Genomic DNA, 26638 nt, shown 5'->3' on the forward strand with positions numbered 1-26638 from the left:
TGGACTTACCCCTCAAATGATGGGTCAGTGCGACGCAATTTTCTGAGTAATGCAGGCCATGCGATATCGCCGTTGGCGCCTCTGGTCACTTGCTCTGAGGCCGCTTTGATACCTGCCAGTATTTGTGCCGGTATTGGTGTCAGTGCACTGCCACCGCTTTGCGCCTTGATTTGAATCTCACAGGCTCTTTGCATGAGGTACATATATAAGAACGCATTTGCCACCGTATCCGCACAAGTAAGCAGGCCATGGTTACGCAGAATCATAAAGTGTGCATCACCCAAATCATCAACCAAACGAACTTTTTCTTCTGGGTTCAAGGCGACACCTTCATAGTTGTGATAAGCCAAATTGGAGAGCGGAAATAATGACTGCTGCGAGATAGGCAGTAGGCCTTGCTCTTGGGTTGCAACCGCGACACCATCGTTTGTGTGCAAATGGATGACGCAATGGGCGTCATGGCGGGCTTCGTGCACAGCACTATGAATGATGAATCCAGCTGGATTGACGTTGTATTCTGATGGTGCTACTTTTTCGCCCGCTTTATTGACTTTGACCAGACTAGAGGCAGTAATCTCCTCAAACAGCATGCCATAAGGATTGATTAAAAATTCATCTTCAGTGCCAGGTACACGGGCAGAGATGTGCGTGAATACCAAGTCATCCCAACCATAGGAGGCAATGATGCGATAGCAGGCAGCAAGATCTACACGCATTTGCCACTCTTGTTCGCTCATATTATGGTGTACACTCGATGTTGAATCTGTTTGTATTGTGGTGTGTTGCATAGCTGTTTGCATAGTGTCATCCTTTACGTTTTTAGATATCCTGAATGAATACTCTACACCATTTTTTATACCCAAATCTGTCAAGAACCTTACACTTATGAATATCAGTCATCATTTACATGCAGACCCATGGTTTACTCAGTTACCAGCCGGTATACAGCTGCTACTGGCACATGCTGCGATGCTGAAAACATACCAAAAAGGTCAAATGATTCATGCGATTGGCGATAGTAAAGATGCAGCGCTGCACTTTATTTTGGCAGGTACGATTAGAGTATGTAATGTCAGCGCGAGCGGACACGCCATGACATTGACGCACTTATCTGATGGCGAATGGTTTGGCGAGATATCTATTATCGATGACAATCCGCGTACTCATGATGCGTGGACCATCAACGAAGTCACTCTGATTTCTATCCCTAGGCATGTGGTTATTCAAACCGCACAGCTACATCCGATTTTATATAAGCACCTTGCACTCATCACCTGTGCACGCATTCGCAGGGCATTTGAATGGATCGATGATGCGACCTCACTAAATACCTCAGCACGATTGGCCGGTATGGTCATTGGTCTTATCGAGGCTTATGGCAAACAGATAGGCGATGACATCAAAATAGATCTGCGTTTATCGCAAGAAGAGCTTGGGTTTATGCTTGGCACGACCAGACAAACCATCAATAAAATTATTAAATCGTGGCAACAGCAATCACTCATCGACATGCACTATGGTTTTATTACGATAAAAGACAAGTCTCAATTAATGGCGATGATGAATCCTGCATAATAAAAATAGCGATAAAATTTGTCATTGCTCGCACAGCAAAAAATAGCTAAGAAACACACCCAACACTTCGCACATTAGCACTGTTATCAACATCAGCACAGCAACCTTAACATCTTCTTAACAGCCCCCTTGTTATGGTAAGGAATGGCCCCTCCTACCATTCTGTTGAGAAGTATGTGTATGTCAATATCTCAAGTCATCAAGACCAATGTGCTAAAAATCAGAGCACCAAATACCAATAAAAAAAACAGCTATCTGAGTAAGCTCTATAATCGTGAGGTAAACCTCAGTTATCTGCTGATCATCGTTGCCTTATATTTGGTGGCGACTGCCAATATTGGTTTTTTTGAGCAGGTACTCACTGTCTATCCATTTGGACAAAATATCGGCTTTATACTGTCGATTACAGGCTTATTATTTGGACTGATGTGGCTGGTATTGCAGCTGCTTTGCTATCGCCCGATTGTCAAGCCAGTCTTAATTGTGCTGCTGGTCACTGCCGCCATCTGCAGTTATTTTACCGATGCTTATGGGACGATATTTGACACTAACATGCTGATCAATAGTATGGAGACCGATCAAGCAGAGGCCATGGGATTATTCGCACCCAGTATGCTGATTCGACTGCTGATATTGGGCGTGTTACCGGCATTTATTATTAGCAAAATTCATCTAAAGCGCTTTACTTGGCAACGCAGTATCCTACAAAAAACAGCCACGTTGATACTGTCTATCGCACTGATCGCGGCTTGTCTCTTACCGTTTGGTGATCAGTACGCCAGCTTCTTTCGTCAGCATAAAGAAGTCCGTTCTTATGCTAACCCAATCACGCCTATTTATTCTATGATCAAACTTGGTCAAAATTATGTCGATGAGCTGCGTCGTCCTGATACCTTTACGCTGCATGCGACAGATGCAAAGCGAGTCGCCCCTGCGAACAGTATCAATAACAGCGTCAAACCCAAACTTATGGTATTTGTGGTTGGTGAAACGGCTCGAGCAGATCACTTTGGTTTAAATGGCTATGCACGTAACACCACACCGCTGCTCGCAAAGCAATCAGACCTTTATAGCCTTAAGGATGCGGTCTCTTGCGGCACATCTACCGCCTACTCTGTGCCCTGTATGTTCAGTTATGCAAATCGAGAAAGTTATGATATCGATACCGCCGAATACAATGAAAACGTACTCGACACCCTACATAAACAAGGGGTCAATGTCGTTTGGCGAGACAACAACTCCAGCTCTAAAGGCGTGGCCGACCGTGTCACTTTTGAGGATTATAAATCATCAGAAACCAACCCTGACTGTGATGTCGAGTGCCGAGATATCGGTATGCTCGATGGTTTTGACAAGCTTGTGACATTAGGCAGCTCACAGAAAGAGACACCCAAAGACACGCTTATCTTATTGCATCAGATGGGCAATCATGGGCCCGCCTATTATCAGCGCTACCCTAAAGCATTTGAAGAATATACACCGGTCTGTATGACCAATGAGCTCTCTAAATGTGATGCGCAGTCTGTGATAAATGGCTACGATAATGCCATTCGCTATACCGATTATTTTTTAAATAACGTGATTGATACTTTAAAACCTTATGAGCAAGATTATGATGTGGTGATGGTATATATTAGTGATCATGGAGAGAGCTTGGGTGAAAACAATATTTACTTGCATGGCCTACCCTATAAGTTTGCTCCAGATACCCAAAAACATGTGCCTGCGGTCATTTGGTCACCCAATAGCAATCATATCGATGCAGATAGCCTCTCTAGCATGGTAAATGCACCCGTGTCGCATGACTTTATCACACCGACATTGCTGACATTTTTTGGTATCACAACCGATGAAGTTAAAGCAGCACCGACCTTTTTTAAAATGAATAACTAGATCCGTTTTTATATTGCTTTATCGTTTTAGGTAATAGCCATCTTTTAGGTAGTCACTCTCATGTATAAGATACTCGTCATTGAAGACAACCCCGATATCGTGGCCAATATTTATGCTTTTTTTGAGCCCAAGGGTTTTGAGTTGGACAACGCGCACAATGGCTATAGCGGACTCACACTGGCGGCAAACAATCGTTATGACGTGATATTGCTGGATGTGATGCTACCCGGCATGGATGGCACTAAGCTATGCAAAAAACTCAGAGAGGAGTTGCATGATAAAACCCCTGTACTGATGCTCACGGCGCGCGATACGATTTCGGATAAAGTAGCAGGGTTTGATAGTGGCGCTGATGACTATCTGGTCAAACCCTTTTCATTGGTTGAGCTGGAGTGCCGTATTAAAGCACTCATACGTCGCACCGATGACGAGCACTTTATACACAGTATTGCTGTGGGTGCGCTATCGCTGAACAATAGTGAGCATACCATTATGCGCGAAGGCAACGCCCTCAAACTCACACCAACTGGGTTTAAAATACTACATATTCTAATGAATGCAGCACCTCGCGTCGTGAGTAAGACGGAAATCGAAGAAAAAGTATGGGGACAGGATATCCCTAGTAGTGATGCGCTACGCACCCATATGCATAGCGTGAGAGCACAGGTCGACAAACCATTCGATACGCCCATGATAATCACTGTGCCAGGTGTTGGTTACCAAGTGATAGATCCAAATAAATCAGAAAGCGCTATAGTATGACTGAAAGGATAGCACCTCATACGACTTGCTATCACTCACCATAACGACCGCCTACTTCTATTAAGTACCTCCATACTATGTTCAATATAGACTCGATAGCCAATAAGTTTCGACTGTCCTACTTCATCTTTGCTTTGTTACTATGCGGTGCTTTTGTCAGCATTTTTTTGTACGCAGAAAGCCGAATAGAGCAGGATTTGGTCAAGGCTCGTCTGTTGCAGCAGCTTGATCTCAGTCAAGAAAAGTACGGCGATCAGCCTATTTATACTGCCGATCCAGGCATCAAGATTTACCGCTACGACGCTGCCCCCGCCAATCTACAAGCGATCGCAACTGACACCGTAAAAGAGACAGCCGTCACTATCCATAAAGGGGAGAGTCAAACTCGTACCAACCTTCACCTGTTTGCGTATCAGCAAGGCGATCAAGCGTATATTTTGACCTACCTAGAAAACAATGAGATAGTGATGAAAAACTATCCTGTCTTGGCGATATTTGAGCATTTAGAAGACATATTTGCCGATACGCTCAGAGTCGCTGTGGTTTTGAGTTTATTGATTGCTGCGATCTTTTCTCAGTTGTCCGCCAAACAAATCATTAAGCCGCTACTCGACTTAAAACAAGCTGTCGAGACCGATCATAAAAACTTAACGGAGCTGACGCACTTGCCTTCTGAGGTTGGTGTGTTGGCACGAGCCATCGATGAAAAAAACCATAAACTAGAGCAATACCTCAAACGTGAGCAGCTGTTCACAGGTGATGTCAGTCATGAATTGCGTACACCTTTGACCATCATTATGGGTGCCTCCGAAGTGCTAGCATCACAGTTAGCAGCAGACAGCCATCTAAACGAATTTACCAATCGTATCAGTAATACGGCCAAAGAAACCTCTGAGATTATCACCGCCTTGCTATTGCTATCACGCGCGCCCGAAAAGTTAGATGCACCGCAAACATCCATCAATAGCATTGCGGTAGCCGAAGTGCAGCGACTGAATTATTTGCTGCGCTATAAGACCGTCACTTGTCAGGTCATCGCTGAGCAAGAATATAGCGCTTATGTGCGACCTGAGCTCCTAAAAATGGCATTGGGCAATTTGATAAAAAATGCATTTCAGTACACCGATGATGGTGAGGTAATCGTGACTATTGATGACCAAAAAATCACGGTAACGGATACAGGACTCGGCATACCTGAGGTAATGATGCCTTTATTATATGAGCGGTTTGAGCGATTAACGCATGACTATCAAGACGAGGGGACAGGCACAACATTGTCGCCAGAGCAGGATATCAATCACAAAGTTGAAGGCTCAGGTCTAGGGCTCAGTATCGTACAGCGCATCATGTCCCATATGGGCTGGCAGCTAACGCATCGAGCCAACTCATCAGGTGGCAGCACCTTTAGTATTTATTATAAGTAGCCCTTTATTATAAGTAGCCCTTTATTATAAATAGCTACCACGTTTTTCTCTATGTGGCTATTATCGTCATTTATCTCACTTGGTTTTGATCTCTTAACGCTTTCTTAATCTCGCGCGTCTTATACTCAAACGATATTGATTTGGTGTGACTGTCTGTTCAATCACCTAAAACCAATGTGGCTTGATATTCACAGACCATTGAGAATGCATATGAATCACATCACTCCTATGACGCTTATCAGTAAAAACGAGACAGCTGATCACAACCCAGAACAGCGCAGTCGCATCGAAACTGTTCATATTGAACAAACAGCTCTCAATGATGGGCTAGCACCTGATAGTTTTGCCAGTCATGCCAAAGGTAACACCGGTCTTTATCGCATTATAAAAGCTGCCAGTTATTCTCTAGACGGGTTTAGAGCTGCCTATAAATTTGAGGCCGCTTTTAGGCAAGTGGTTTGGCTCAATCTGGCACTGCTTGCGGCGGTCATCGTCATGCCTTTTGCGCTTGGTATAAAGATGATGCTTGTCGTCGCTTCTTTTTTATCCTTGATTGTCGAGCTGCTTAACACCGGTATCGAAGCCTGTGTCGACCATACCTCAACCGCCAAGCATCCTCTCGCAAAAATCGCTAAAGATGTCGGTTCTGCTGCGCAATTTTTGGCATTGGGTCTCTTGACCGTCTTATGGTTAATGGCGCTGTCTGTATTTTTATAATTGCCTATATTTTTACAGTTACTTGCCTTTTTATAGTGGCGCGCAGTGCATACGCACCTATAAGTATCACAACTAAGTATTACTACGTGCCAAGCCAATGTTAGATAAGGCATCTCTCAATGGTCACGCTAGTATTTATCACCACTTAATATACGTTATCAGGTGGCTCAATGACTTTAGAAAAACACTCAACGACTTGGGACTGGCTAAAATTACTGTGCGTGACCCTCATCGCCACATTGATTTTCGAGCACAGTCAGTTAGATATACGCATCAGCGCGCTTTTTTATAACAATGGACACTGGCTATTAGAAAAAGGCGCGCAGCCTTATGCCTTTATTTTTTATGATTTGCCCAAAGCATTGCTGATCCTACTGGCTGTATATTTGATAGTCGTTCTAATCGTTAAGTATAGACAACCTTTGCCTGATCTTGCCTCAAAGCAGCACAATAACATTGATCGATTTTTGATTCCTTTACCCGTTCGTGAGATTGGCTATCTACTGATTATATTGGCGATTGTCCCGACCACCATTGCCACGCTCAAAGGGGTCACTCATGTCAGCTGCCCAAATGACTTGGTTATGTTCAATGGTGACTTGCCTTACCTCAATCTTTGGCAAAACATCGTAGCAGCAACGCCAGCCAGATGCTTTCCAGCGGCGCATGCCAGCGCAGGATTTTCTTTATATGGCTTGGCCTTTTTACCGACGCTAAAAAAATACCGCTATCAGATATTGACAGCAGTCACGGTCTTAGGATGGACGATGGGACTATATAAAATGCTGTTTGGTGATCATTTCTTTAGTCATACTTTGGTCTCGATGCTGCTATCACTGACAATAGTGTGTGCGCTCGCTGCCTTTTTCTTTAAAGACTCGATAATGAAAAAAGCCAAAAGCGCCAGCATCAATAAAAGACATGCCAACAGCAACCTATCTAGCATTGAAACATCCAACACTTAAAATGGACTTGTTGGTATAAACGTAATCGACGACGATGGGTTTACCAAAATAGCACTACTAAGTATTTGAAAAATAATGTATAAATAATGAACAATGACCACCTATTATTAAGCAGAACTATGGATGGTGCTCGTTAATGAAATTCTATATATCGATAGCCCGCAAAGGAATGTAGCTATGCACCCCTCATGCATTGGACAAAAACTCCCGCATATCTACTCCTTGTCGATTATCCCATTACTGCTTGTCAGCACTATAGGTGACGGTCATGCCGCCAGTTATGCCATCAATCCTACCAGCACCCACATAAGATTTGTGATTGAACGCTTTAAAACCTCTACTACTGGTGGCTTTTATGATATCAAAGGTCAATTACAATACGACCCGAGCCTAAGGACAGGTGACATCTCACTAATCATACCGATAGACTCCCTCAATACCGGCAACTCCTCTTTTAATAACAGCCTGACGGGGCCTGATTTTTTTGATGCAAAAAATTTTCCCTCGGCGCGATTTAAGTCGACGAAATGGTATTTTAATCAAGATAAAAAGCCACAGGTAACGCGAGTAGATGGTCAGCTGACATTGCATGGTGAGACCCACCCTATTAGCCTAACTGCCACTAAGTTCAAATGTGGCACAAATCCCAGTCTCAAAAAAGACATTTGCGGTGGCAATTTCACCGCGACGATTGATCGTACCAAATGGAATATAAACAAATTTGTCTGGTTTGGATTGACCAAAAACCTTAACTTAAATATTAAAGTTGAAGCCGCCAGACAATAGCGATTTTAATATTGCAACACTGTTTTCTGATAGAGGCCAGTAGCGATTTGTAGAGTGCTCAAAAAGGGAATAGTAATGATTAATCAGCACCATAAGGATATTATGAAGCCACTTTTTATAGGCATGTCAGCATGGTCGTTTTCTTTGGCCATGACACTAACATTGGGGCTTAGCGCAACCTCTACGATAGCAATGGCAGATACGGTCAGTCTTCCAATAAACACTTTGCCCAGTCGAATAAGCCTACCCAATGTCAGTCCGGCCAATAGCGCGCTTGCCAACCGCGGCGCGTACGTGGCTCGCAGCGCTGACTGTATGGCTTGTCACCGCGAAGACTACAGTGGCGGCGTACCGATTGAGACACCTATCGGCAATATTTACTCGACCAATATCACCCCATCGACGCGCTATGGTATCGGCAGCTATACCGAGGCAAATTTTAAAAAAGCCTTACGCAAAGGCCGTGCCCCAAATCATCAGATATATCCTGCCATGCCCTATCCGTCTTATCATGGCATGACAGATGAGGACATCAGTGCCTTATTCGCCTATTTTCAGACAGTACCTATCGTAGACAAACCACCTGAAAAAACCACGCATCTGCCTTTCCCATTAAATATCAGGAGCCTCATGCTGGCATGGAATGTCATCAATGTGCCGTCTACCGAAAACCGCTCAGGCCTGACCCAAACCCAGCAGCGCGGTGAGTATCTGGTCAATAATCTAGAGCACTGCGGCACCTGTCATACTCCGCGTAACTTGACCCAAGGCCTCGATAAAGACCGCTACTTATCAGGTGCGCCTCTCGGCAAATGGTTTGCACCAAATATCACACCGGACAACGATACGGGTATCGGTCTCTGGAGCGAGATGGATATTGTAACCTACCTGCGTACAGGCATGCTTGATAAGCGTGCTTATGCGGGTGGACCAATGGCAGAAGCCGTGGCCCATAGCACACGCTATCTCACTGATGAAGATCTGAGTGCGATGGCATCTTATTTAAAAGTGGTCCCAGCCATCAAGACGGATGATTACCTAATACCAGTCAATGTGGCTCGCCTACCACAGCCAGTTAGCGACTCCATTACCTACGACTTGCTAGAGCAAAAAGACTATTTAGCTAAGGCAAAAGCCAATACGTCTCATGTCACTATTAGTCAAAACAGCAGAATGGAAAATAGTAATTCATCAAAATCTTTATATTTAGCTCATTGTGCCAGTTGTCATGGCGTCGATGGTTACGCTCAGCCAGATGCCCGCTATGCCTCTATTGTGGGTTTGAGTAGCATTCGCCGCGTAAAACCTGACGCGCTCATTGGCGTGATTGCATTTGGCGCAAAAGGCGCATTTAACACAGCACCAAAAATGCCCGGCTTCTCAAAAGACTTAAGCCACGCGCAGATTGCTAGCATCACCAACTATGTACGAGTGACGTTTGGCGGTCTGCCAAGCAGCAATGTCAGCGCAGCGGATGTGACCCGCGTGATAAAAGAAAAAAGCTAGCTATAAAACTAATTATAAAAAATGTGCCTTAATCTTTGCCTTTTATCATATTGCAAAGACCAGCACGATGAGGATAATCATATGAATGACCTGCTTCAATCCCCCACACGGCGACAACTGCTCTCAATGATCGGCAAGACGGCAGGCGCAACCGCGATGTATCAAGCGATGACCACGTTGGGGTTTGCCTCCGAGTCGAGCTTTCAGCAAGAAATGATGCTCAAAGGCGCACCAGCTGGTGCCAGCATCGTGATTTTGGGCGCAGGATTGAGCGGTCTTACTGCTGCTTACGAGCTACGTAAAGCGGGCTACAAAGTGACTGTACTCGAATATCAAAACCGTGGCGGTGGACGTAGCTGGACACTCAATAGTGGTGACAAATATACAGAGCTTGGCGGTGCGACGGTCACTTGTGACTTTAAAAAAGGCAATTACTTTAATGGCGGACCGTGGCGATTGCCCGTGCATCATTACGCGGTTTTTCACTACTGTAAAAAGTTTGGGGTGGCATTGCAGCCCTTTATCCAGACCAATGACCGCGCGTATCTGCATCGTACCAACCACTTCGATGGTGCGCCGCAGCGCCTAGGCGAAGTACAGAGCGATATTCGCGGTTATGTGTCAGAGCTATTATCCAAAGCCGTGAACAAAGGCAGTCTGGACAATACAGTTAACAAAGAAGACAAAGAAAAACTACTCGAAGGCCTCAAAGGCTGGGGCGTTCTAGATACCAACTATCGCTATGTCAAAAGCCCTGAAACTGGTAAGCATCGCGGCTATAGCGTATACCCTGGTGGTGGTCTGATGCCGGATGCCAAGCCATCAACACCCATACCGATGGATAAGTTATTAGACTCTGGCATGTGGTCTGACATCTATACCAACTACACCGTGCACGTGCATCAACCAGCAATGTTTCAGCCGGTTGGCGGTATGGGAAAGATCGGTGATGCTTTCACACGCGAGTGCCGCGATATGATCACATTCAATGCCAAAGTCACCAAAATCAATCAAGACGAGACGGGCGTCACCATTGGCTATGTCGATAGCAGTAGCCCTGATAGTGCTGCCAAAACCGTGCGCGCGGACTGGTGTATCTGTACGATTCCTCTGTCGATATTGACACAAATCGACATCAACGTTTCTGCTCCGATGAAACAAGCGATGGCAGCCGTCCCTTATGAGAGCTCTTATAAAGTGGGCTTGGAATTCAATCGGCGATTTTGGGAAGAGGACGAATGGATCTATGGCGGCATCAGCTATACCGACATGCCCATCTCGCAAATCTCCTACCCGTCACAAGACATGTTTACCACAGGCACAGGCGTGCTACTGGGTGCGTATGGGTTTGGGGAAGCTTCCTATAAATTTAACTCGTTGACACCTAAAGAACGTATCAGCGCGGCTCTCGCATATGGTAAAAGAATCCATCCGCAATATACCAAAGAGTTTCGCACTGGCACCTCAGTCGCATGGCACCGTATCCCTTGGTCGCTTGGCTGCTATGGTATTTGGAGCGAGTCCAGTCGTGAGCAGTATTACGAGACACTCTGCGAGATTGACCACCGGATTGTGTTAGCAGGTGAGCACTGCTCACATATTCCTGCGTGGCAAGAAGGCGCGATACTATCTGGCATGGATGCTGCCAAACGTTTGCATCAAAAGGCCAAAAAACTTGGATAGCCAGCTTTTGAATAATGAGCTTTGAGTAATGAGCTTTGAATAATAACTCTGCCGTTCAAGCAAGGATGATAATAATGAGAGTAAGGACATTAGGCATATCGCGGAAAACCGTAAACATCGTGACATCAAACCCAATTAAACCATTTAGCCCACTCAGTTCAGGCAAAGCGATAATGACGCTCGTTGTTGGTGGGTCGATAGCGTTAACAACGTTGTCAGGCTGCAGTCAATATAAGGCGGGGAACGCAGCCACTATAGCCAGCCCACGAACAGCGCCAATGGTATTCGACAATCAGGCCAGTCGCCATCAGGGTGCATGGGGCGGTGTCTATATGTCAAAACAAGCATTGGCGAAACCCACCAGCAACATCGTCGATGTAGACTCAATACCAAAAATGCTCGATGATGCTAGCATGCAGCAGTGGCTTACTAAGTTTGAAGGAAGCATACAAGGCAAGACGGGGTTCTTGACTACCAATGGTAAGAAGCTCTACGACGATTCTTGTGCAGGTTGTCATATGCAAAAAGGCGAAGGTGCACAAGGCGCAGGCTACTATCCACCGCTTGCTAACAACAGCAAGATGCAATCAAAGTATTATATTATTAGTGTCGTTATCAATGGCCTGCGCGGTATGCCCTCTTTTCATCGTATGATGAGCGACGAGCAAATAGCAGCCGTCACGCAATACGTGCATAGCGATTTAAATACCTTCACGGATATAGTGACTGCTGCTAATGTCGCACAGCTGCGTCATGAATTTCCACCCGGATCTGATCCTAGTGAATAAACAAGTTGCAACTCAAATTTATTTAGGCGGGACAGAATACGTGCCGACCACATGAGCCACCATATCATCACATCCTTCTGAATAGAGAGAGACCTCCCCAACTATCAGCGTACGCCCTACTTTCATTAAGGTGCATTTGGCGATAATACGCGCTTCTGCTGAGGGCTTACGCAAAAAATTGATGGTCAGACTCGTGGTGACGGTCAATGGAACAATGCCGATTTTTCCGAGGATAGCGACGTAGATAGCGACATCAGCAACGGCCATCATGACAGGTCCTGAGACGGTGCCACCGGGACGCAGCTCATCTATGCCAATATCGTGTGATAAGGTCGCGCCCTTTTCATTGACAGTCTCGACGATGCATTTGGTTTGTGGGAACTCGAGTGCCATAAAGGCGTTGATTTCTTCTTTGGTTGCAGACATAACACTTCCTTGTATGAATATTTTGCTTCCATGAATACCTATTGATATGAACAGATTGACAAAATTACTGACGATGTTTAGCAAAACTGAGCCATTTTAAGGCCATTACATGTATGAATGTGCTAATTGATGACACGCCCTAATACTGTGTTCACTTTATGACAGAGGATTGACTATATTAGTTAGGGTGCTACTGGTGTCCCTTCTGTACTAAACGCAAAGCCTTTATTGCTAAAATTACCAATCATAATGGCTTCAATCACTGGTTTGACAGTGTCATCCACACCCTCGACATCAATAATAAAATTGGCACCAGAGCCGCCACTATCGTCTTCTTTTTCAATGATATAATTCAACGTCGCCATTGGTGGTAGCTTGATCGGGCTATCGATGTATGATTTTACAAAATCGCCATTGGTATTGTAGTAGTCAATTTTATTGATATACAGGGGGTTTTTTAGGGTGGTATTGCGTATGCTAAGCGTGGCAGACAACAATACTTTTTGGTTCTCACTATCAGAATAAATATCGGAATAGATAGGCACATAAAAAGTCTGTTGATAGCCCAGTTTACTATGATCTGGTTTATCAGTCACCGCAAGCTCAGCTATCGGGTCTTGGTGCTTTTCTGAAAACATCACGTTCGGGTCTTGTGCTGATTTATCGCACCCTGATAACAATACTGTCATAGCGATTAGTAGAACAGATATGCGGTATTGACTCATAAACTTCCCCTGTATGTTATCTTCTTAGCGCTATTGCATACCGTTATTTGATTTTCACACCCACACTACGTAAGAACTGGTTGATGTGTTTGTTATATCCATAAATAACTAATACATCTTTGTCTCGCAATACTTGCTCAGGCATTGCCAAACCTTGAATACTAGGCTTACTCTGTGTGCGACCAAAGCTGTCTTCATAATACTCATAGCGCAATGTACTAAGCAATCGGATATTGAACTTTTGCTCTAACTGTAACTCATCAACGGTCTTACCAATCAAAACGTTTGGAATCTTAATCTCTACTATACTGAAGTTATCACTCAGCTCAAATGAATCAATAAAGTAGCGTAACGACAGGCGTTTGGCCCAGCGAGTGGCCGCTTCTTTTTCAGGATGAATAATGTCATCAACACCGATGGCTTGCAGAACTTTCTCATGCAGCGGATTGATACTGCGGCTGATCAAACGTTTCGCTTTTAGGGTCTTGAATAGCGCGGTTGCCATGACGTTTGCGCCTTGGTCTTCTCCAATGGCCACGATAACAATATCGGTATCAATGATGGGTAAGCCGCTGACGGTATACTCGTCTGTCGCGTCCATACATAGGGTGTGTGAGATGACTTCTTTATAAGCTTCGACCCTTTGCATACTGCTGTCAATCGCAATCACTTCATGACCTTGACTGGTCAACGCCGATCCTAGCGATGCCCCAAAGTTCCCCAATCCTACGATGATATATCTCATAATCTTAATGACCTTTTTTTAGTATTTTTTTGCTAGTGTCTGTTTATTAGCACTTATTTATTAATGCTTGTTTGTCAGTGTGTCTTTGCTCACTTTAAGAGGGTAACAGACTGTTTGCGACGAATCAGTTAATGGTAATCTCTTCAGTGGGATAACGATAGTTGCGTTGGCGCATGTTTTTGAGCAGCGCAATAAATATCGTGAGCATACTGACACGACCCACAAACATAATGACCGACACCACCACTTTACTAAAATCAGATAAGTCCGCCGTCAAGTTCACACTCAACCCCACCGTGCTGTAGGCTGAAAAACATTCAAACACTACTTTAATCAAATCAAGCTCTGGCTGGTCATAACTAATAAGTGTCACGCCCGTACCGATGACGAGTAACGACAACCACATAATAGAGAACGCGCGGCGGACGGAAATCTCAGCAATCTGCCGTTTGAACACCTCTATCTTGGTCTGCCCACGTGCCAGACTCAACGTGTTTAATAGCGCAATGGCAAAGGTACTGGTCTTGATACCACCGCCTGTCGAGTTTGGCGATGCACCAATCCACATCAGAAATATCGTCAGCATAATCGTTGGAAACGTGAGCTCTCCCATGTCAACGACATTAAATCCTGCTGTACGCGGCGTCGCTGCAGTAAAGAAGCCCGTCACTAGCTTACCAAAAAAACTGGTATGGTCAGCGAGCACATGATTGTATTCAAATATCATCACACCAATCAGTCCAATCAGCAACAACGCCCCTGTCGTGATCAAAGTAATACGGCTATTAATATTGAGTAACCAAGGTTGATAGATATAGCGTTGGTCATGGCGATAGATCAGCCGCTCAGCACGGTGGCGCAGATACCGCAGTACATTGACCACGATGGTAAAGCCCATGCCACCAAAGATAAATGTCATGGCGATAATCAACTGAAGCGGATAATTAAAGCGTAAGGAATCATCATACAAGCCTGCCGTAAATGTAGAAAACCCCGCATTACAAAAAGCAGAAATCGCATGAAAAACAGAAAAGAAGAGTTGCTCAGACCAATCCATATTGGGCATGTCATAAATACTGATATAGATCAGCGCTGCTGCCACCGCCTCGACCGCAAAGGTAACATACAAGATGGATTTGAGTGTCAATACCACATCACTCATACCATGCATATAGGACATCTCGCTGATACTTGCTTGCGTCTCGTAACTGACACCGCCCTTAAAAAAGTAGCTGAAATAGGTCACAAAGGTCAAAATACCTAGGCCACCGATTTGTATCAGCCCCATAATGATGACTTGCCCAAAAGTCGTAAAATAGGTCGCCGTATCTACGACGATTAGTCCCGTTACACAGACCGCACTGGTCGCAGTAAAAAGCGCATCAACAAAAGACAGCGGCTGCGTCGTCGCATTGGGCATCATCAATAGCAAGGCACCAACCAGCACGACGGCTAAAAAGCTTAGAATAAAGAATTGGGCAGGATGTAGAAAGGTACGATTGAGGTTGAAATTATGATCGGAGAGTTCGCGAATAAAGGTGACAAATACGGCGATCTTTATCGCGACAAAACCATCAACGGCAGCATCCAAGCCTGAGCGTACTAAGTCAGTGAAATGCGCGGTCAATAAAATGACAATCGCAATGCTGGTCAGCGCGTCAAAGACAGCCACTTTATTAAAGGTCAGCGGCTTTTTTGTATATATGTAGCGACCAACAGTCACCACAAGACCGATAAAAATAATCACCAAATAAAAAATATGGAATACTTGCTGTAGCCATGTCGGTAGCGTAAAACCACTATCCAACAAAGCAATAGCTACCCCAATGACACTAATGAGAATGGTAAAATTGTTCAGTAAGCGATAACGCGCGGCTGCATTCATAGCCTGAATCCATGACAACAATAACCACGATACTTATACTCCTTTTTTGTCGTATCCACAAAAAGTGATTTAAGTTAATCGTAACCAATTATTAGGCCCTAGCAAGTATTTATCATCTAGACACCAACCCTCAAAACAGGATAAAAGATACTCGCAAGGATATAGAGATATCAATGGCACGGTACCTAATAACGGCTCTATTAGCACGGTTATTTTTTGAGTGCTGTCATTTTTACACCGCCCCATGTCACCAACGACACGCCAATAGCAATTAAAGTCGCACCTAAAAATAAACCCTCTGGTGGACTCTCCCCTTGCAAAAAAATAGCGACGGGTACGCCCACGATGGCCCCTACCGCACCTAACAAACTTAGTAACACGGGCCCACCTGTCTTTTGCAATAAAAATAACAGTAAAAACTGTCCAGCAAATACGCATGCTTGTATAGCTATCATGCTTAGCGGTAGCCAATTCTCTAAAGGTACAGCAATAGAGAAATCTGACATCATACTAAATAACCCTAGCAGCAACGCTGCCGCCATCAACATACCTGGAGCGAGTGCGCCAGAAGACGCATTATCAGGCCAGCGTAACGTCCGATATATATTGCCCATAGCGAGTAGCACTGGACCACAAAGCGCGATTAAAATCCAAAATACACTAGAATCTGGCGCAGAGAATTTATGCACGGCTAATGCTCCTGCCCCGATGAGTGCTGCGATGACCCCAAGCGCACGAACAATATAAAATTGCTCTATACGTAGTATCAGCGCGCCAAGATAAGTTAGCAGTGGCGGTAATGAAAGGATTAAGGCGACAAAACCTGCGCCCACATGAGGAATGGCAGAGAATAATAATAAGTTGGCGGCCGCGACACTGACAAGCGCCGCAACAAAATAATACTCTAAGCTACGAGCATTAAGAGGAGGGAGTTCTTTTCTGATGAGCGCTACTAGTAATAAAATAACAGCAGCACCAGTAATCGACCAAAACAAAAATCCTAATGGGGTGAGACCGACATCGATAGCGTACTTTGCCACATTGGTCGAGATACCAGTGAGTGCCCCACCAGTCAACAAGCAAGCAAAAGGAATCAGCCATGTGTTTCGGTTGCGAGATATTTGCTGTTCCGCAGACTCACTCATCAACGATCCTATAAGCTTTGTACCGCTTTGCTTGCCGCGTCAATAGCCCCAGCGACATAGCCAGAAAACGGCACTGACCACTCACTACCGCAACCTGTTAGACAGTCCTGCCACTCGCCTGTCTTTGGTTTTGATGGCGGGGCTACAGCATGCTGCCCTGAGCCACTCGCATCGGCAGCTGTCGCGGTAAATACATCTTGAGACCAGTCTTTGATATATTCAGCCTTTGGTTTGTCTGCTTGCACACCAAATAGGCGTACCATCTGCGCGCGGCAATGTGATTTCAACTCCATCTCTGAAACGCTTTGACGCACATTAACGGGAACACCAAAGAAACCAAACACCGCGCCTTCGCCCTTTTCTGACGAGGCATCATGAATCTCAGTAAGCGGCCCTATCACACTTCGTGCTGCACCCGAGAGACCATTATCTCGCCAAAAGGGCGAATCATAGACTGCCACATACTTGGCATGTGGTGCCATCCAAGTGTCGGTCTCTTGCCACTCTATCGCTAAATCTTGCGGTAAAGCAGGTTCAAATACGATATTACTAACCGCCAACCGCGGTGGTAGCGCAAGTAATACATGCTGCGCTTGATAAGTGATTATTTGACCAGCGTTGATATGTTCAGAGCCATATTCGCTGTCTATTTTAATATGCTGACCAGCCTTGGTTAAGCGCCTTACTGTCTGTCCCGTTACGATACGCTTGGCATCCAAGCGAGCGTATAAAGCATCAGTTAGCGCCGTCATTCCACCCACGAGGCGCATAGATGGTGGCGAACTCTGATAACCTTGCGCACGAATAGGCAACTCATTGGCACCACGTTCAACCATCATATCACCCTCTTCGAACTGAGCGAAACGTGGTAAACCTAATGCTTCGATAAGACTGCTCAACTGCGGCTGATACTCTGGCCAAAACCACGACGGCCCTAAATCAAAGCCATCGTTTGATTTATCATGATCGACACTTTGACCGCTAACATTCTGACCCACTGATGATTTGGCAACAGTGATACGCCCACCCAATCTATCACGAGCCTCTATCAGTATATAGTCGATGCCTTTTTGGTCTAATAAAAACGCAGCATATAGCCCACTCAAACCACCGCCGATAATCGCAATAGGTACTTCTTGCATATCAAATTTGTCCTATCTCATTAAGTACATTTAATCAGGACTACTCGATCAAAATTGTTCGAGCAAAACTACTCAGCCAACAACTTAGTCAGCATCTCATCTATCTCAACTTTAAACTCTTTATCTTCAATCTTATTTGCCGTGATTTTGGCGTTTTGTAGACTTTGAATAGCCGCTTCTTTGTTACCTGTCTCAAGCTGTAATACCGCCATAGAAAAAGCAATCGACGACAGATGATCTTTTGAATTGATCGCCGTGGCTTTGGCTAGTGCTTTGTCATAAATGACCAGTGCTTCGTCCAAATCTTCTGTAAAGTCAGCAAGCGTTTCCCACTGCTCTGGATGATCTTTGTCTGTGTTTTCGTTATCCGTACAGATGGCTTTTAGCTCAGCATAAAACGCATCAAATTTTTCTTGATTACCGATACGGTCAGCCTCTAGTAACTCTTCTGCCAATTTATAAATAGATTTATATATTTTGGTATTAATCATTGCTTACAACCTTTTATTGACTTGGGGTATAGATTATTTGGTTAGGATTATAACGTAATTCTAGGGCGTGTCCTCATTTTAAAAATGGTGATAAAAATGAGATAAATTGCCGTCAAACAAGGAAAATAGCGTAGATAATATCGGGATATTAACCAGCTATTTAACGATGTTTGGCAAAATTTAGCCATTTTTAGCCCGTTTAGATATGCTCAATTGAATTGAGGACACGCCCTAGCGGCTCAGATGATGCTACAGAAAAGGACACGATATTTATATGGCTGTTATTAAGATTACTATTAAGATTGCTATGAACCTTATTAGGGTTGCTATTGAGGCTACAACTCTCGCCAGTGCAACCAAAGCCGCGTATCTAGCTCAAACTGGTGATATTCAGGCTCCATATGGCAGCATAATTGATAAAACGCTTTGTTATGCTCATGCTCTTTAAAATGCGCCAATTCATGCACGACAATCATGCGTAAAAACTCAGGTGGCGCTTCTTGAAACAAGCTCGCTACCGTAATGCTGTTGTGCGATTTCAGCTTACTGCCTTGTATGCGAGACTGGGTGGTATGAATACCTAGCGCATGTTTGAGAACTTTTAACTTGCTGCTATAGCTGACATTCGATAGCTGTCCCACTTTGCGCATATACTGGTTTTTAATATCATTGATATACTGATAAAGAGCCTTATCACTTTTTATTTGGTGCTGAGTGGGATACTTTTTTTCTAGATAGGCGCCCAAGTTACCATCGCTAATGAGTAGCGCGGCTTGGGTTTGAACTTGCTCAGAATAATGAGCGATGTATTTTAATTTGGTCACGAACCTATCCTTTACTGATGCGTTACCACGTATCGACGCGGTCTAAATGAATTTTACCTTATATTGGTGCGCTTTATTAGAGCGTGTCATCATTTAGGTTGTGAGGCATAAACAAACCCCATAAGCTGAATTCAACTTATGGGGTTATTTCTTACAATATTTTTACTTAAATATTCAGAACGTGTTTGTAAACCAATTAACGCTCTAAATGTAGATACTGCAAATGGCGCTCGTACTGATTTAAGATATCGACCAATACTTGCTCTTTGGAATAGCCAACCAAGTCATACTCTTGCGAGCCTTCGCTCAAGAACACTTCTGCACGATAATAATACTCTGCATTCTTAGTTGAGGTGCTCAATGTAAAGTTAGGACGCTCCGCTTTAATCAAGTTAACTTCATAAATAAAGTCATCTTCATCGCCATGTCCAACTCGCAATTTTAGACCATCTATTTGACCACTACTCTCATCCATACCTTCATCTATATCTTGTCCGATATGTGCAGGGTTACGGATATCCAAAGACGTTTTTAGACCGCCTGCGGCAAACTCTTTTTCAACTTCCGTCATGGCAGGTCTGACCACATTTTGTAAAAACTGTTCCACTTGTGCATGTTTAGGGAAACTGACAATACGTTGCAAGCGTGCTTTCCAGCTCTTACCACTATCTAGCACGTTAGCTGTACCAATCGTACTGGCCTTACGTTTATTGCCTTCTTCTTTTAATGACCTCCACATCGCCACCATATAGAGCACAAGGATGACAGAGAATGGCAAACCTGCAATGACAGAGACGGACTGTAGTGAAGAAAAACCACCTGCAAACAATAATCCTAAGGTAATAAGACCAGTGGCTGCTGCCCAAAACAGACGTAACCAAACAGGAGCATCGGTATCATTGGTCATGCCACGTGAGCTCAAGTTCGCTAGTACTAACGCGCCTGAATCAGCTGAGGTCACAAAAAAGATAAGGCCAATAATCACACCAGCGAATGATAAAATATCGCTGTAAGGAAAATACTCAAACAACGCAAACATACCCATTGCAGCATCATTGACCGCGATTTCGCCAAGCTCTGTTGCGCCATTGGCAACCAAATCTATCGCTGAATTACCAAAGATAGAGAACCATGCAAAAATAAACCCAAGCGGAATGAACATCACGCCAAATACAAACTCGCGTAACGTACGGCCACGGCTAATACGCGCGATAAACAGACCGACAAATGGTGCCCAAGCAACCCACCATGCCCAGAAAAATATCGTCCACCAAGATTTCCACTCGGCACCAGCAGCACCGTCATAAGCATAAACGTCAAAGGTTTTATAAATGATGGTTTGGAAATATTGACCGATATTTTGAGTAAAGGTATTAAGCAGATAAACCGTATTGCCCATCACCAATATGGCAATTAGTAGCAATATCGACGATAGCATATTAAATTCAGACAGACGACGTACGCCTTTTTCGACACCCGTCATCGCAGAGACAGCTGCCGCGGCAACAACACCAATGATGATGATCGTTTGAACTGTTTTGCTAGACTCAATACCGAACACATGGGTCAAGCCAGCATTGGCCTGCAATACCCCAATACCTAAACTGGTGGCGATACCCATGAGTGTACAAACAACACCAAAGGTATCAATACCATCACCAAGCCAGCCTTTGATTAAGCGTTCACCAAAGATAGGTGTCAACGGCGAACGTAGCGCCAATGGCATGTTTTTACGATAAGCAAAGTATGCCAATGCCATACCGATTAGGGCATAAATACCCCAACCATGCAGACCCCAATGCAAAAAGGTCTGCGCGAGTGCCTCACGCATAGCCTCCGCACTGGCAGGTTCTAAACCAGTATGCGGTGTCAAATAATGCATCAAAGGCTCAGAGGCACCAAAGAACAGTAAGTCAATACCGATACCAGCGGAAAACAGCATCGCCGCCCATGCTAGGAAAGGAAACTGTGCTTTTTCGTGATCTTGCCCAAGCTTGATATCACCATACTTAGAAAAACCGACAAACAAAGCAAAGATACTATAAGCGGCAACCACCAGCATGTAGTACCAGCCAAATTTATCTGATACCCAAGTCATGCTTGAGCCTAACAATGTCTCACTATAAGTTGGAAACGCAATCGTCCAAATTATCAATAAAATAGAAATAATAGCTGAGCCTAAAAAAACCGTCTTATTTAGAGTCAGGGGTTTTGTCGCATCCTTTGATGGCGAGCTGTACATAAAAGACCTCAATAGGTAAATTAAACAGGGTCTGATATTGCTTTGTCCGTCATAACTTTATGACTTATAGTTACCTAAGTAGTCACCCAAAGTATATATAACCGCATGACGCACAAAGTAGTACCAATAAATAAAGATTTGCTGCTCAAGTAATGACCATTTCAGTAATTACTACTTCAATAATTAGCACTTAAGCAACAAGGTAAGTCATTAAGAAATCAATCTTAATGGTATTCATTTTCTAAAACATGAGCGGGGATAAAAAAGACCTTTATAAAAAGGCCTTCTTATTAATATTTAATTTAAACAGAACCATAAGCACGCATTGGCTCAGCTCTCAATGGTGCACCATTGGCGACATAATAGTCTACCGTAGAGCGTGGTAGCTGTACGCCGCGCATCTTATCAACGATTTTCTCTGCCAACATAATCGTGGTTGCGTTGAGATTGCCACTGATGATATTTGGCATGATAGAGGCATCAACGACTCGCAGACCATCGATACCGTGTACCAAACCTTCGCCATTGACGACCGAATCATTGTCTTCACCCATCGCACAAGTACAAGATGGATGATAAGCCGTCTCGCTATGATTACGGACATACTCATCCAACTGCGCGTCGGTCACTAGATCATCGGTTGGTGCGATCGAGCGACCACGATAAGGGTCAAGCGCTGGCTGATGCATGATTTCGCGCGTTGTACGCATGGCAGCACGGAACTCCTGCCAATCTTGATCATGAGACATATAGTTAAACAAGATACTCGGATGAGCACTTGGATCTTTTGAAGTCAGTTTGACACGGCCTCGACTGGGCGAGCGTAATGAGCCCACGTGCGCTTGGAAGCTATGCGATTTAACCGCGCTGCGACCATCGTAACGTACTGCTAATGGCAAGAAGTGATACTGAATATTCGGATGGGTAAACTTCTCATCGGTACGAATAAAACCGCCACCTTCGAACTGATTTGACGCGCCAAGACCCGTACCATTGAATAACCACTCAGCACCGATGGCTGGTTTGTTCCACCATTTATTGGCAGGGGCAATCGACACTGGCAGCTTACATTCATACTGCATATACAGCTCTAAATGATCTTGCAGATTATTACCAACACCTGGCAAATCCAGAATCTCATTGACACCTAAATCTTTTAGCCATTGACCAGGGCCAATACCAGAGCGCTGCAATAATTGTGGTGAAGCAATCGCACCAGAGGAGACAATGACTTCACGAGAGGCATGAAAGTTCTTGGTTTGACCTTGATGCTCGACTTTGACACCGATAGCACGCTTACCATCAAACAAGATTACATCAGTCAATGCACCCGTCAAAATCGTGATATTGCTGCGCGGCTTAGCACGGTCAAGATAACCACGAGCCGTTGAAGCGCGGCGACCATTAGGCGTCACGAAACGGTCCATTGGCCCAAAGCCTTCTTGCTGATAACCGTTTAAATCGTCGGTACTTGGATAGCCAGCTTGCACACCTGCTTCAATCATCGCTTGAAACAGTGGATTGACCCCTGGTTTTGAAGTGGTCATCTCAACAGGGCCACCCACACCATGATAGTCGTTTTCGCCCGCATCACGGTTTTCTAATTTTTTAAAATACGGCAGGCAGTCAGAATACGTCCAATCTGACAAGCCTTTTAGCTGAGACCAGTCATCAAAATCTAGTGCATTACCACGGATATAGCACATGCCGTTAATCAATGACGAGCCGCCAAGCCCTTTACCGCGACCACAGTCCATGACACGATTATTCATGTTCGGTTCAGGATCTGTTTTGTAGCCCCAGTTGTAAGTTGTTCCTTGTAGCGGCATGGCAAGCGCGGCTGGCATCTGCGTGCGAAAATCCAAACGGTGATCTGGACGACCAGCTTCTAACAGTAGCACTTTAATATTGGCATCTTCGGTCAAACGCGTGGCCAGTACATTGCCCGCTGAGCCTGCGCCAACGATGATATAGTCATACTCAGGTGTGGTTGATGTCATAACATACTCCATAATATTGAAAAATAAATCATTTACTATCAGTAAAGTCGAACAAAAAACAAATTAGCTCTACTGAACTACTTTACTGATTAAAAAACTGATCAAAAACTTTCTCAATAAGATTGATTAAAAGACTGATTCAAACGCGCCCAACTCTACTTGGATAGATTTGGTCTGAGTATAATGATCAAGCGCTTCAATACCGTTTTCGCGGCCAATACCAGAGTGTTTATAACCGCCGACTGGCATCTGTGCTGCCGACTCGCCCCACGTATTTAACCAGCAGATACCCGCTTCAATTTGAGCAATGACTCGATGTGCTCGGGTCAAGTCAGCAGTCACGACCCCAGCTGCCAAACCATACTCGGTATCATTGGCGCGGCGAATAACTTCTTCTTCAGTCTCATAAGTCAATATGGACATCACTGGGCCAAATATCTCCTCACGTACGATAGTCATGTCATCGGTGCAATCAGTGAATACCGTCGGGGCAACGAATGCGCCATTTGCCAATTCGCCTGTTGTCACACGGTCACCACCTGTTAGCAAGCGTGCACCACTGGCTTTACCTTGCTCGATATAGCCAAGTACTCTTTCCATATGCGGGAAGCTAACTAGTGGGCCCATGTTGATGTTTTCATCCATTGGATCACCCAGCTTAATACGATTGGCACGCGTCAAAATTGCTTGCTCAAACTTAGCTTGCATGGCTTTAGGAATGAACACGCGCGTACCATTGGTACATACCTGACCACTGCTATAGAAGTTCGCCATCATCGCGATGTCCGCCGCCGTATCGATGTCCGCATCATCAAAGATAATCAATGGTGACTTACCACCCAGCTCTAATGTCACGTCTTTAAGAGACGATGATGCCGCGCTCGACATGACTTTTTTACCTGTCGGCACGCCACCGGTAAACGAGACTTTGGCGATATCAGGATGCTGAGTTAAGGCCTCTCCCACTTCATAATTCCCTTGCACAACGTTGAATACGCCATCTGGCAAGCCTGCCTCTGTCAAAATTTCTGCCAGTTTCAATGCAGTTAACGGTGTCACTTCTGACGGCTTAAAGATCATCGCGTTACCAGCAGCCAATGCTGGTGCAGCCTTCCACATCGCGATTTGAATTGGATAGTTCCATGCACCAATACCTGCGACTACGCCAAGTGGCTCACGGCGAGTATAGACAAAGCTGGTATCACGCAATGGAATCTGACGACCCTCAATCATTGGTGCAAGACCCGCATAGTACTCAACCACATCAGCGCCCGTGACAATATCAACATATTTTGTCTCAGAGTACGCTTTGCCAGTGTCTTTCGTTTCGAGCAATGCCAGTACATCATTACGCTCGCGTAGTATCTCGACTGCTTTTGATAGGATTCGACCGCGCTCAACCGCTGTCATCGCTGCCCAAACTTTTTGACCTTTATGTGCCGCTTTTACCGCCTCATCTATCTGCTCACTACTGGTTTGCTGAATGGTCGCTAGCACTTCACCTGTCGCTGGGTTGATGTCTTCAAAAGTAGATGATGAGTCATCAACTGCCAAATAACGGCCATTGATGTAAGCGGTTTGGATTTGCTCTAAATCGATGATACTTTTGATGTCGTTTGAAATGGTCATAAATGTCCTTTGAGACGATTGGCAAAAGCTTTATAAAAAATTAATACCAAAGAACGTCGTCATTGTTTAAGTTTTAAAAATCTAACTAGTGTCTGTTGTGAACTGTTTGTTTAGTAAATCATGAAGCTCTATTCGTTCTCACGTTGCGTCATCTTCACTAACCGCTCACGTAAAGATTTTTTGTCCGAGATATTGATACCTGAAAAGTCAGAGAGCCAAATACCATCAGCGACCAAACGGACCATACATAACGTTTCAGTATTGTCAGTGGCTTCGTGCTTTTGTAATTGCTCGTTTGCCCACTTAGCCCAAAGCTCGCGCAGCTCACGATCACCTAGCATCAGCACATATAGTGTCGCTTGACTGTCAAACTCTGCCTGCCCTTTTTCGCCTAGGCTGATGGTGGCATCGATATAAGCACGGGTGAACGAGCCGTAACTGACAGGGTCTTTTGCCATCGCGTGATGGACTTCTGACTCAAACTTGGCCATCGCATCATGAAACACCTCTAAAACCAATGCATTTTTGGTCGCGAAATGATGCATGACACCGCCCTTGGTCACGCCAACAGCATCGGCAACGGATTGAAAGGTCACCTTGGATAAGCCCTGCTCTAATGTGATGCGTGCTGCCTGATCGAGGAGTGAGCGACGGACAAACTCCGGCTGCTTTTTACGTTTATAGGCGTTTTCTGATTTCATTTTTGTCTCAACATCCATTTTTATCTCTCTATCAGTGCACCACAGAATTAGAAAGTAAGTTCATCACCACGACACCGCCGACAATCATAGCAATACCTACCATGGCTGCCGTATCAAGGCTTTGCCTAAAAAATACTAAGCCTACCAGTGATGTCAGCACAATTCCTAACCCGCCCCACAGCGCGTAGGCAATCCCAAGCGGTATGGTCTTTAGCGTTTGGGCCAATAAATAAAATGAGATAACATATAGCCCACCCATCATTAAGGTCGGTACTGGTCGCGTAAACTGCTCTGACTTTACTAAGAAAGTCGTTCCTATGACCTCACAAATAATAGCGATTGCGAGATAACTATAGGCAATAGCGGTAGGGCTCATATTTAAAACACCTATCTTGGATTCAGCATACTTTTTAGACTCAGTGTCAGTCTTGGTTGAGTATCAGTCTTAATCAGACATAACCAAGCAGCAATCACATAAAAGATACCGTATGGTCGGTATTTTACAAAAATAATCCAGCAATGTGAAGCACTGTTGTCCAGTTTATTGTTTCAGACTGTGTAGAGACCAGGTCTGTGCACAAAAT

Annotated in this window: 24 protein-coding genes; 10 read left to right on the top strand and 14 right to left on the bottom strand. The window is 44.6% G+C overall.

The genetic code is table 11. The features are described from left to right. Positions 1-5 precede the first annotated feature (5 nt). Positions 6-800 (bottom strand): class II aldolase/adducin family protein, encoded by a 795-nt coding sequence (locus I6E86_RS05545; protein WP_227680554.1) that lies wholly within the window; start codon positions 798-800, stop codon positions 6-8. 85 nt (positions 801-885) lie between these two features. On the opposite strand from I6E86_RS05545, the gene I6E86_RS05550 reads away from it, so the two are divergent. From I6E86_RS05550 to I6E86_RS05595, 10 genes are all read left to right on the top strand, one after another. Beyond that, entirely contained in the window at positions 886-1575 is a 690-nt protein-coding gene (locus tag I6E86_RS05550; RefSeq protein ID WP_197175996.1) for a Crp/Fnr family transcriptional regulator, read from the top strand. Positions 1576-1755: 180 nt separating this feature from the next. Next, positions 1756-3468: a phosphoethanolamine transferase gene (locus tag I6E86_RS05555; RefSeq protein ID WP_197175998.1), complete on the top strand. Its 1713-nt coding sequence runs from the start codon at positions 1756-1758 to the stop codon at positions 3466-3468. 60 nt (positions 3469-3528) lie between these two features. Further along, complete coding sequence (locus I6E86_RS05560; protein WP_197176000.1) at positions 3529-4230, top strand: response regulator transcription factor; 702 nt, start codon at positions 3529-3531, stop codon at positions 4228-4230. A gap of 77 nt (positions 4231-4307) precedes the next feature. Continuing rightward, positions 4308-5654: a sensor histidine kinase gene (locus I6E86_RS05565; protein WP_197176002.1), complete on the top strand. Its 1347-nt coding sequence runs from the start codon at positions 4308-4310 to the stop codon at positions 5652-5654. A 210-nt stretch (positions 5655-5864) separates the two neighbouring features. Next, complete coding sequence (locus I6E86_RS05570) at positions 5865-6371, top strand: diacylglycerol kinase (protein ID WP_227680555.1); 507 nt, start codon at positions 5865-5867, stop codon at positions 6369-6371. A 170-nt stretch (positions 6372-6541) separates the two neighbouring features. Then, positions 6542-7336: a PAP2 family lipid A phosphatase gene (locus I6E86_RS05575; RefSeq protein ID WP_197176004.1), complete on the top strand. Its 795-nt coding sequence runs from the start codon at positions 6542-6544 to the stop codon at positions 7334-7336. Positions 7337-7513: 177 nt separating this feature from the next. After that, the gene (locus I6E86_RS05580) at positions 7514-8122 is read left to right on the top strand and encodes a YceI family protein (protein ID WP_197176006.1); all 609 of its coding nucleotides are present in this window, start codon (positions 7514-7516) and stop codon (positions 8120-8122) included. A 102-nt stretch (positions 8123-8224) separates the two neighbouring features. Next, the gene (locus I6E86_RS05585) at positions 8225-9628 is read left to right on the top strand and encodes a cytochrome c (RefSeq protein ID WP_197176008.1); all 1404 of its coding nucleotides are present in this window, start codon (positions 8225-8227) and stop codon (positions 9626-9628) included. Between the two features lie 81 nt (positions 9629-9709). After that, positions 9710-11311, top strand: a complete 1602-nt coding sequence (locus I6E86_RS05590) for a flavin monoamine oxidase family protein (RefSeq protein ID WP_197176009.1) — start codon at positions 9710-9712, stop codon at positions 11309-11311. Between the two features lie 173 nt (positions 11312-11484). Further along, positions 11485-12099, top strand: a complete 615-nt coding sequence (locus I6E86_RS05595; protein WP_197176012.1) for a c-type cytochrome — start codon at positions 11485-11487, stop codon at positions 12097-12099. A gap of 18 nt (positions 12100-12117) precedes the next feature. On the opposite strand, the gene I6E86_RS05600 is transcribed toward I6E86_RS05595, so the two are convergent. The 13 genes from I6E86_RS05600 to I6E86_RS05660 all read right to left on the bottom strand — a co-directional run bounded on the left by I6E86_RS05600 (position 12118) and on the right by I6E86_RS05660 (position 26430). Further along, a complete protein-coding gene (locus I6E86_RS05600) occupies positions 12118-12525 on the bottom strand; it encodes a PaaI family thioesterase (protein ID WP_197176014.1) in 408 nt (135 codons plus the stop codon). 182 nt (positions 12526-12707) lie between these two features. Then, a complete protein-coding gene (locus I6E86_RS05605; protein WP_197176016.1) occupies positions 12708-13250 on the bottom strand; it encodes a DUF3124 domain-containing protein in 543 nt (180 codons plus the stop codon). A 43-nt stretch (positions 13251-13293) separates the two neighbouring features. Beyond that, the gene (locus tag I6E86_RS05610) at positions 13294-13995 is read right to left on the bottom strand and encodes a potassium channel family protein (protein WP_197176018.1); all 702 of its coding nucleotides are present in this window, start codon (positions 13993-13995) and stop codon (positions 13294-13296) included. A 124-nt stretch (positions 13996-14119) separates the two neighbouring features. Then, complete coding sequence (locus tag I6E86_RS05615; RefSeq protein WP_197176020.1) at positions 14120-15880, bottom strand: TrkH family potassium uptake protein; 1761 nt, start codon at positions 15878-15880, stop codon at positions 14120-14122. Positions 15881-16089: 209 nt separating this feature from the next. After that, positions 16090-17025, bottom strand: a complete 936-nt coding sequence (locus I6E86_RS05620; protein WP_197176022.1) for a DMT family transporter — start codon at positions 17023-17025, stop codon at positions 16090-16092. An 8-nt stretch (positions 17026-17033) separates the two neighbouring features. Beyond that, the gene (locus I6E86_RS05625) at positions 17034-18167 is read right to left on the bottom strand and encodes a flavin monoamine oxidase family protein (RefSeq protein WP_197176026.1); all 1134 of its coding nucleotides are present in this window, start codon (positions 18165-18167) and stop codon (positions 17034-17036) included. A gap of 68 nt (positions 18168-18235) precedes the next feature. Next, entirely contained in the window at positions 18236-18658 is a 423-nt protein-coding gene (locus I6E86_RS05630; RefSeq protein WP_197176027.1) for a tetratricopeptide repeat protein, read from the bottom strand. Positions 18659-18993: 335 nt separating this feature from the next. Further along, positions 18994-19482, bottom strand: a complete 489-nt coding sequence (locus tag I6E86_RS05635; protein ID WP_197176029.1) for a M48 family metallopeptidase — start codon at positions 19480-19482, stop codon at positions 18994-18996. A gap of 196 nt (positions 19483-19678) precedes the next feature. Then, positions 19679-21724, bottom strand: a complete 2046-nt coding sequence (gene betT / locus I6E86_RS05640; protein ID WP_197176031.1) for a choline BCCT transporter BetT — start codon at positions 21722-21724, stop codon at positions 19679-19681. A gap of 302 nt (positions 21725-22026) precedes the next feature. Then, on the bottom strand, positions 22027-23724 hold the full coding sequence (gene betA, locus I6E86_RS05645; RefSeq protein ID WP_197176040.1) for a choline dehydrogenase: 1698 nt from the start codon (positions 23722-23724) through the stop codon (positions 22027-22029). Positions 23725-23850: 126 nt separating this feature from the next. Then, complete coding sequence (betB, locus tag I6E86_RS05650) at positions 23851-25353, bottom strand: betaine-aldehyde dehydrogenase (protein ID WP_197176042.1); 1503 nt, start codon at positions 25351-25353, stop codon at positions 23851-23853. Positions 25354-25481: 128 nt separating this feature from the next. Next, on the bottom strand, positions 25482-26072 hold the full coding sequence (locus I6E86_RS05655; RefSeq protein ID WP_227680556.1) for a TetR/AcrR family transcriptional regulator: 591 nt from the start codon (positions 26070-26072) through the stop codon (positions 25482-25484). Positions 26073-26085: 13 nt separating this feature from the next. Next, a complete protein-coding gene (locus I6E86_RS05660) occupies positions 26086-26430 on the bottom strand; it encodes a DMT family transporter (protein ID WP_197176044.1) in 345 nt (114 codons plus the stop codon). Positions 26431-26638: the final 208 nt, after the last annotated feature.

This window comes from Psychrobacter sp. SWN149 (genome assembly GCF_015864565.1).
Lineage (GTDB): Bacteria > Pseudomonadota > Gammaproteobacteria > Pseudomonadales > Moraxellaceae > Psychrobacter.

Coding starts and splice junctions, on each gene's coding strand:
- I6E86_RS05560 (WP_197176000.1), top strand. CDS start 3,529: ATGTATAAGATACTCGTCATTGAAGACAACCCCGATATCGTGGCCAAT.
- I6E86_RS05590 (WP_197176009.1), top strand. CDS start 9,710: ATGAATGACCTGCTTCAATCCCCCACACGGCGACAACTGCTCTCAATG.
- I6E86_RS05565 (WP_197176002.1), top strand. CDS start 4,308: ATGTTCAATATAGACTCGATAGCCAATAAGTTTCGACTGTCCTACTTC.
- I6E86_RS05630 (WP_197176027.1), bottom strand. CDS start 18,658: ATGATTAATACCAAAATATATAAATCTATTTATAAATTGGCAGAAGAG.
- I6E86_RS05615 (WP_197176020.1), bottom strand. CDS start 15,880: ATGAATGCAGCCGCGCGTTATCGCTTACTGAACAATTTTACCATTCTC.
- I6E86_RS05605 (WP_197176016.1), bottom strand. CDS start 13,250: ATGAGTCAATACCGCATATCTGTTCTACTAATCGCTATGACAGTATTG.
- I6E86_RS05620 (WP_197176022.1), bottom strand. CDS start 17,025: ATGAGTGAGTCTGCGGAACAGCAAATATCTCGCAACCGAAACACATGG.
- betA (WP_197176040.1), bottom strand. CDS start 23,724: ATGACATCAACCACACCTGAGTATGACTATATCATCGTTGGCGCAGGC.
- I6E86_RS05655 (WP_227680556.1), bottom strand. CDS start 26,072: ATGGATGTTGAGACAAAAATGAAATCAGAAAACGCCTATAAACGTAAA.
- I6E86_RS05595 (WP_197176012.1), top strand. CDS start 11,485: ATGACGCTCGTTGTTGGTGGGTCGATAGCGTTAACAACGTTGTCAGGC.
- I6E86_RS05555 (WP_197175998.1), top strand. CDS start 1,756: ATGTCAATATCTCAAGTCATCAAGACCAATGTGCTAAAAATCAGAGCA.
- betT (WP_197176031.1), bottom strand. CDS start 21,724: ATGTACAGCTCGCCATCAAAGGATGCGACAAAACCCCTGACTCTAAAT.
- I6E86_RS05600 (WP_197176014.1), bottom strand. CDS start 12,525: ATGTCTGCAACCAAAGAAGAAATCAACGCCTTTATGGCACTCGAGTTC.
- I6E86_RS05585 (WP_197176008.1), top strand. CDS start 8,225: ATGAAGCCACTTTTTATAGGCATGTCAGCATGGTCGTTTTCTTTGGCC.
- I6E86_RS05550 (WP_197175996.1), top strand. CDS start 886: ATGAATATCAGTCATCATTTACATGCAGACCCATGGTTTACTCAGTTA.
- betB (WP_197176042.1), bottom strand. CDS start 25,353: ATGACCATTTCAAACGACATCAAAAGTATCATCGATTTAGAGCAAATC.
- I6E86_RS05625 (WP_197176026.1), bottom strand. CDS start 18,167: ATGCAAGAAGTACCTATTGCGATTATCGGCGGTGGTTTGAGTGGGCTA.
- I6E86_RS05660 (WP_197176044.1), bottom strand. CDS start 26,430: ATGAGCCCTACCGCTATTGCCTATAGTTATCTCGCAATCGCTATTATT.
- I6E86_RS05610 (WP_197176018.1), bottom strand. CDS start 13,995: ATGAGATATATCATCGTAGGATTGGGGAACTTTGGGGCATCGCTAGGA.
- I6E86_RS05570 (WP_227680555.1), top strand. CDS start 5,865: ATGAATCACATCACTCCTATGACGCTTATCAGTAAAAACGAGACAGCT.
- I6E86_RS05580 (WP_197176006.1), top strand. CDS start 7,514: ATGCACCCCTCATGCATTGGACAAAAACTCCCGCATATCTACTCCTTG.
- I6E86_RS05545 (WP_227680554.1), bottom strand. CDS start 800: ATGCAAACAGCTATGCAACACACCACAATACAAACAGATTCAACATCG.
- I6E86_RS05575 (WP_197176004.1), top strand. CDS start 6,542: ATGACTTTAGAAAAACACTCAACGACTTGGGACTGGCTAAAATTACTG.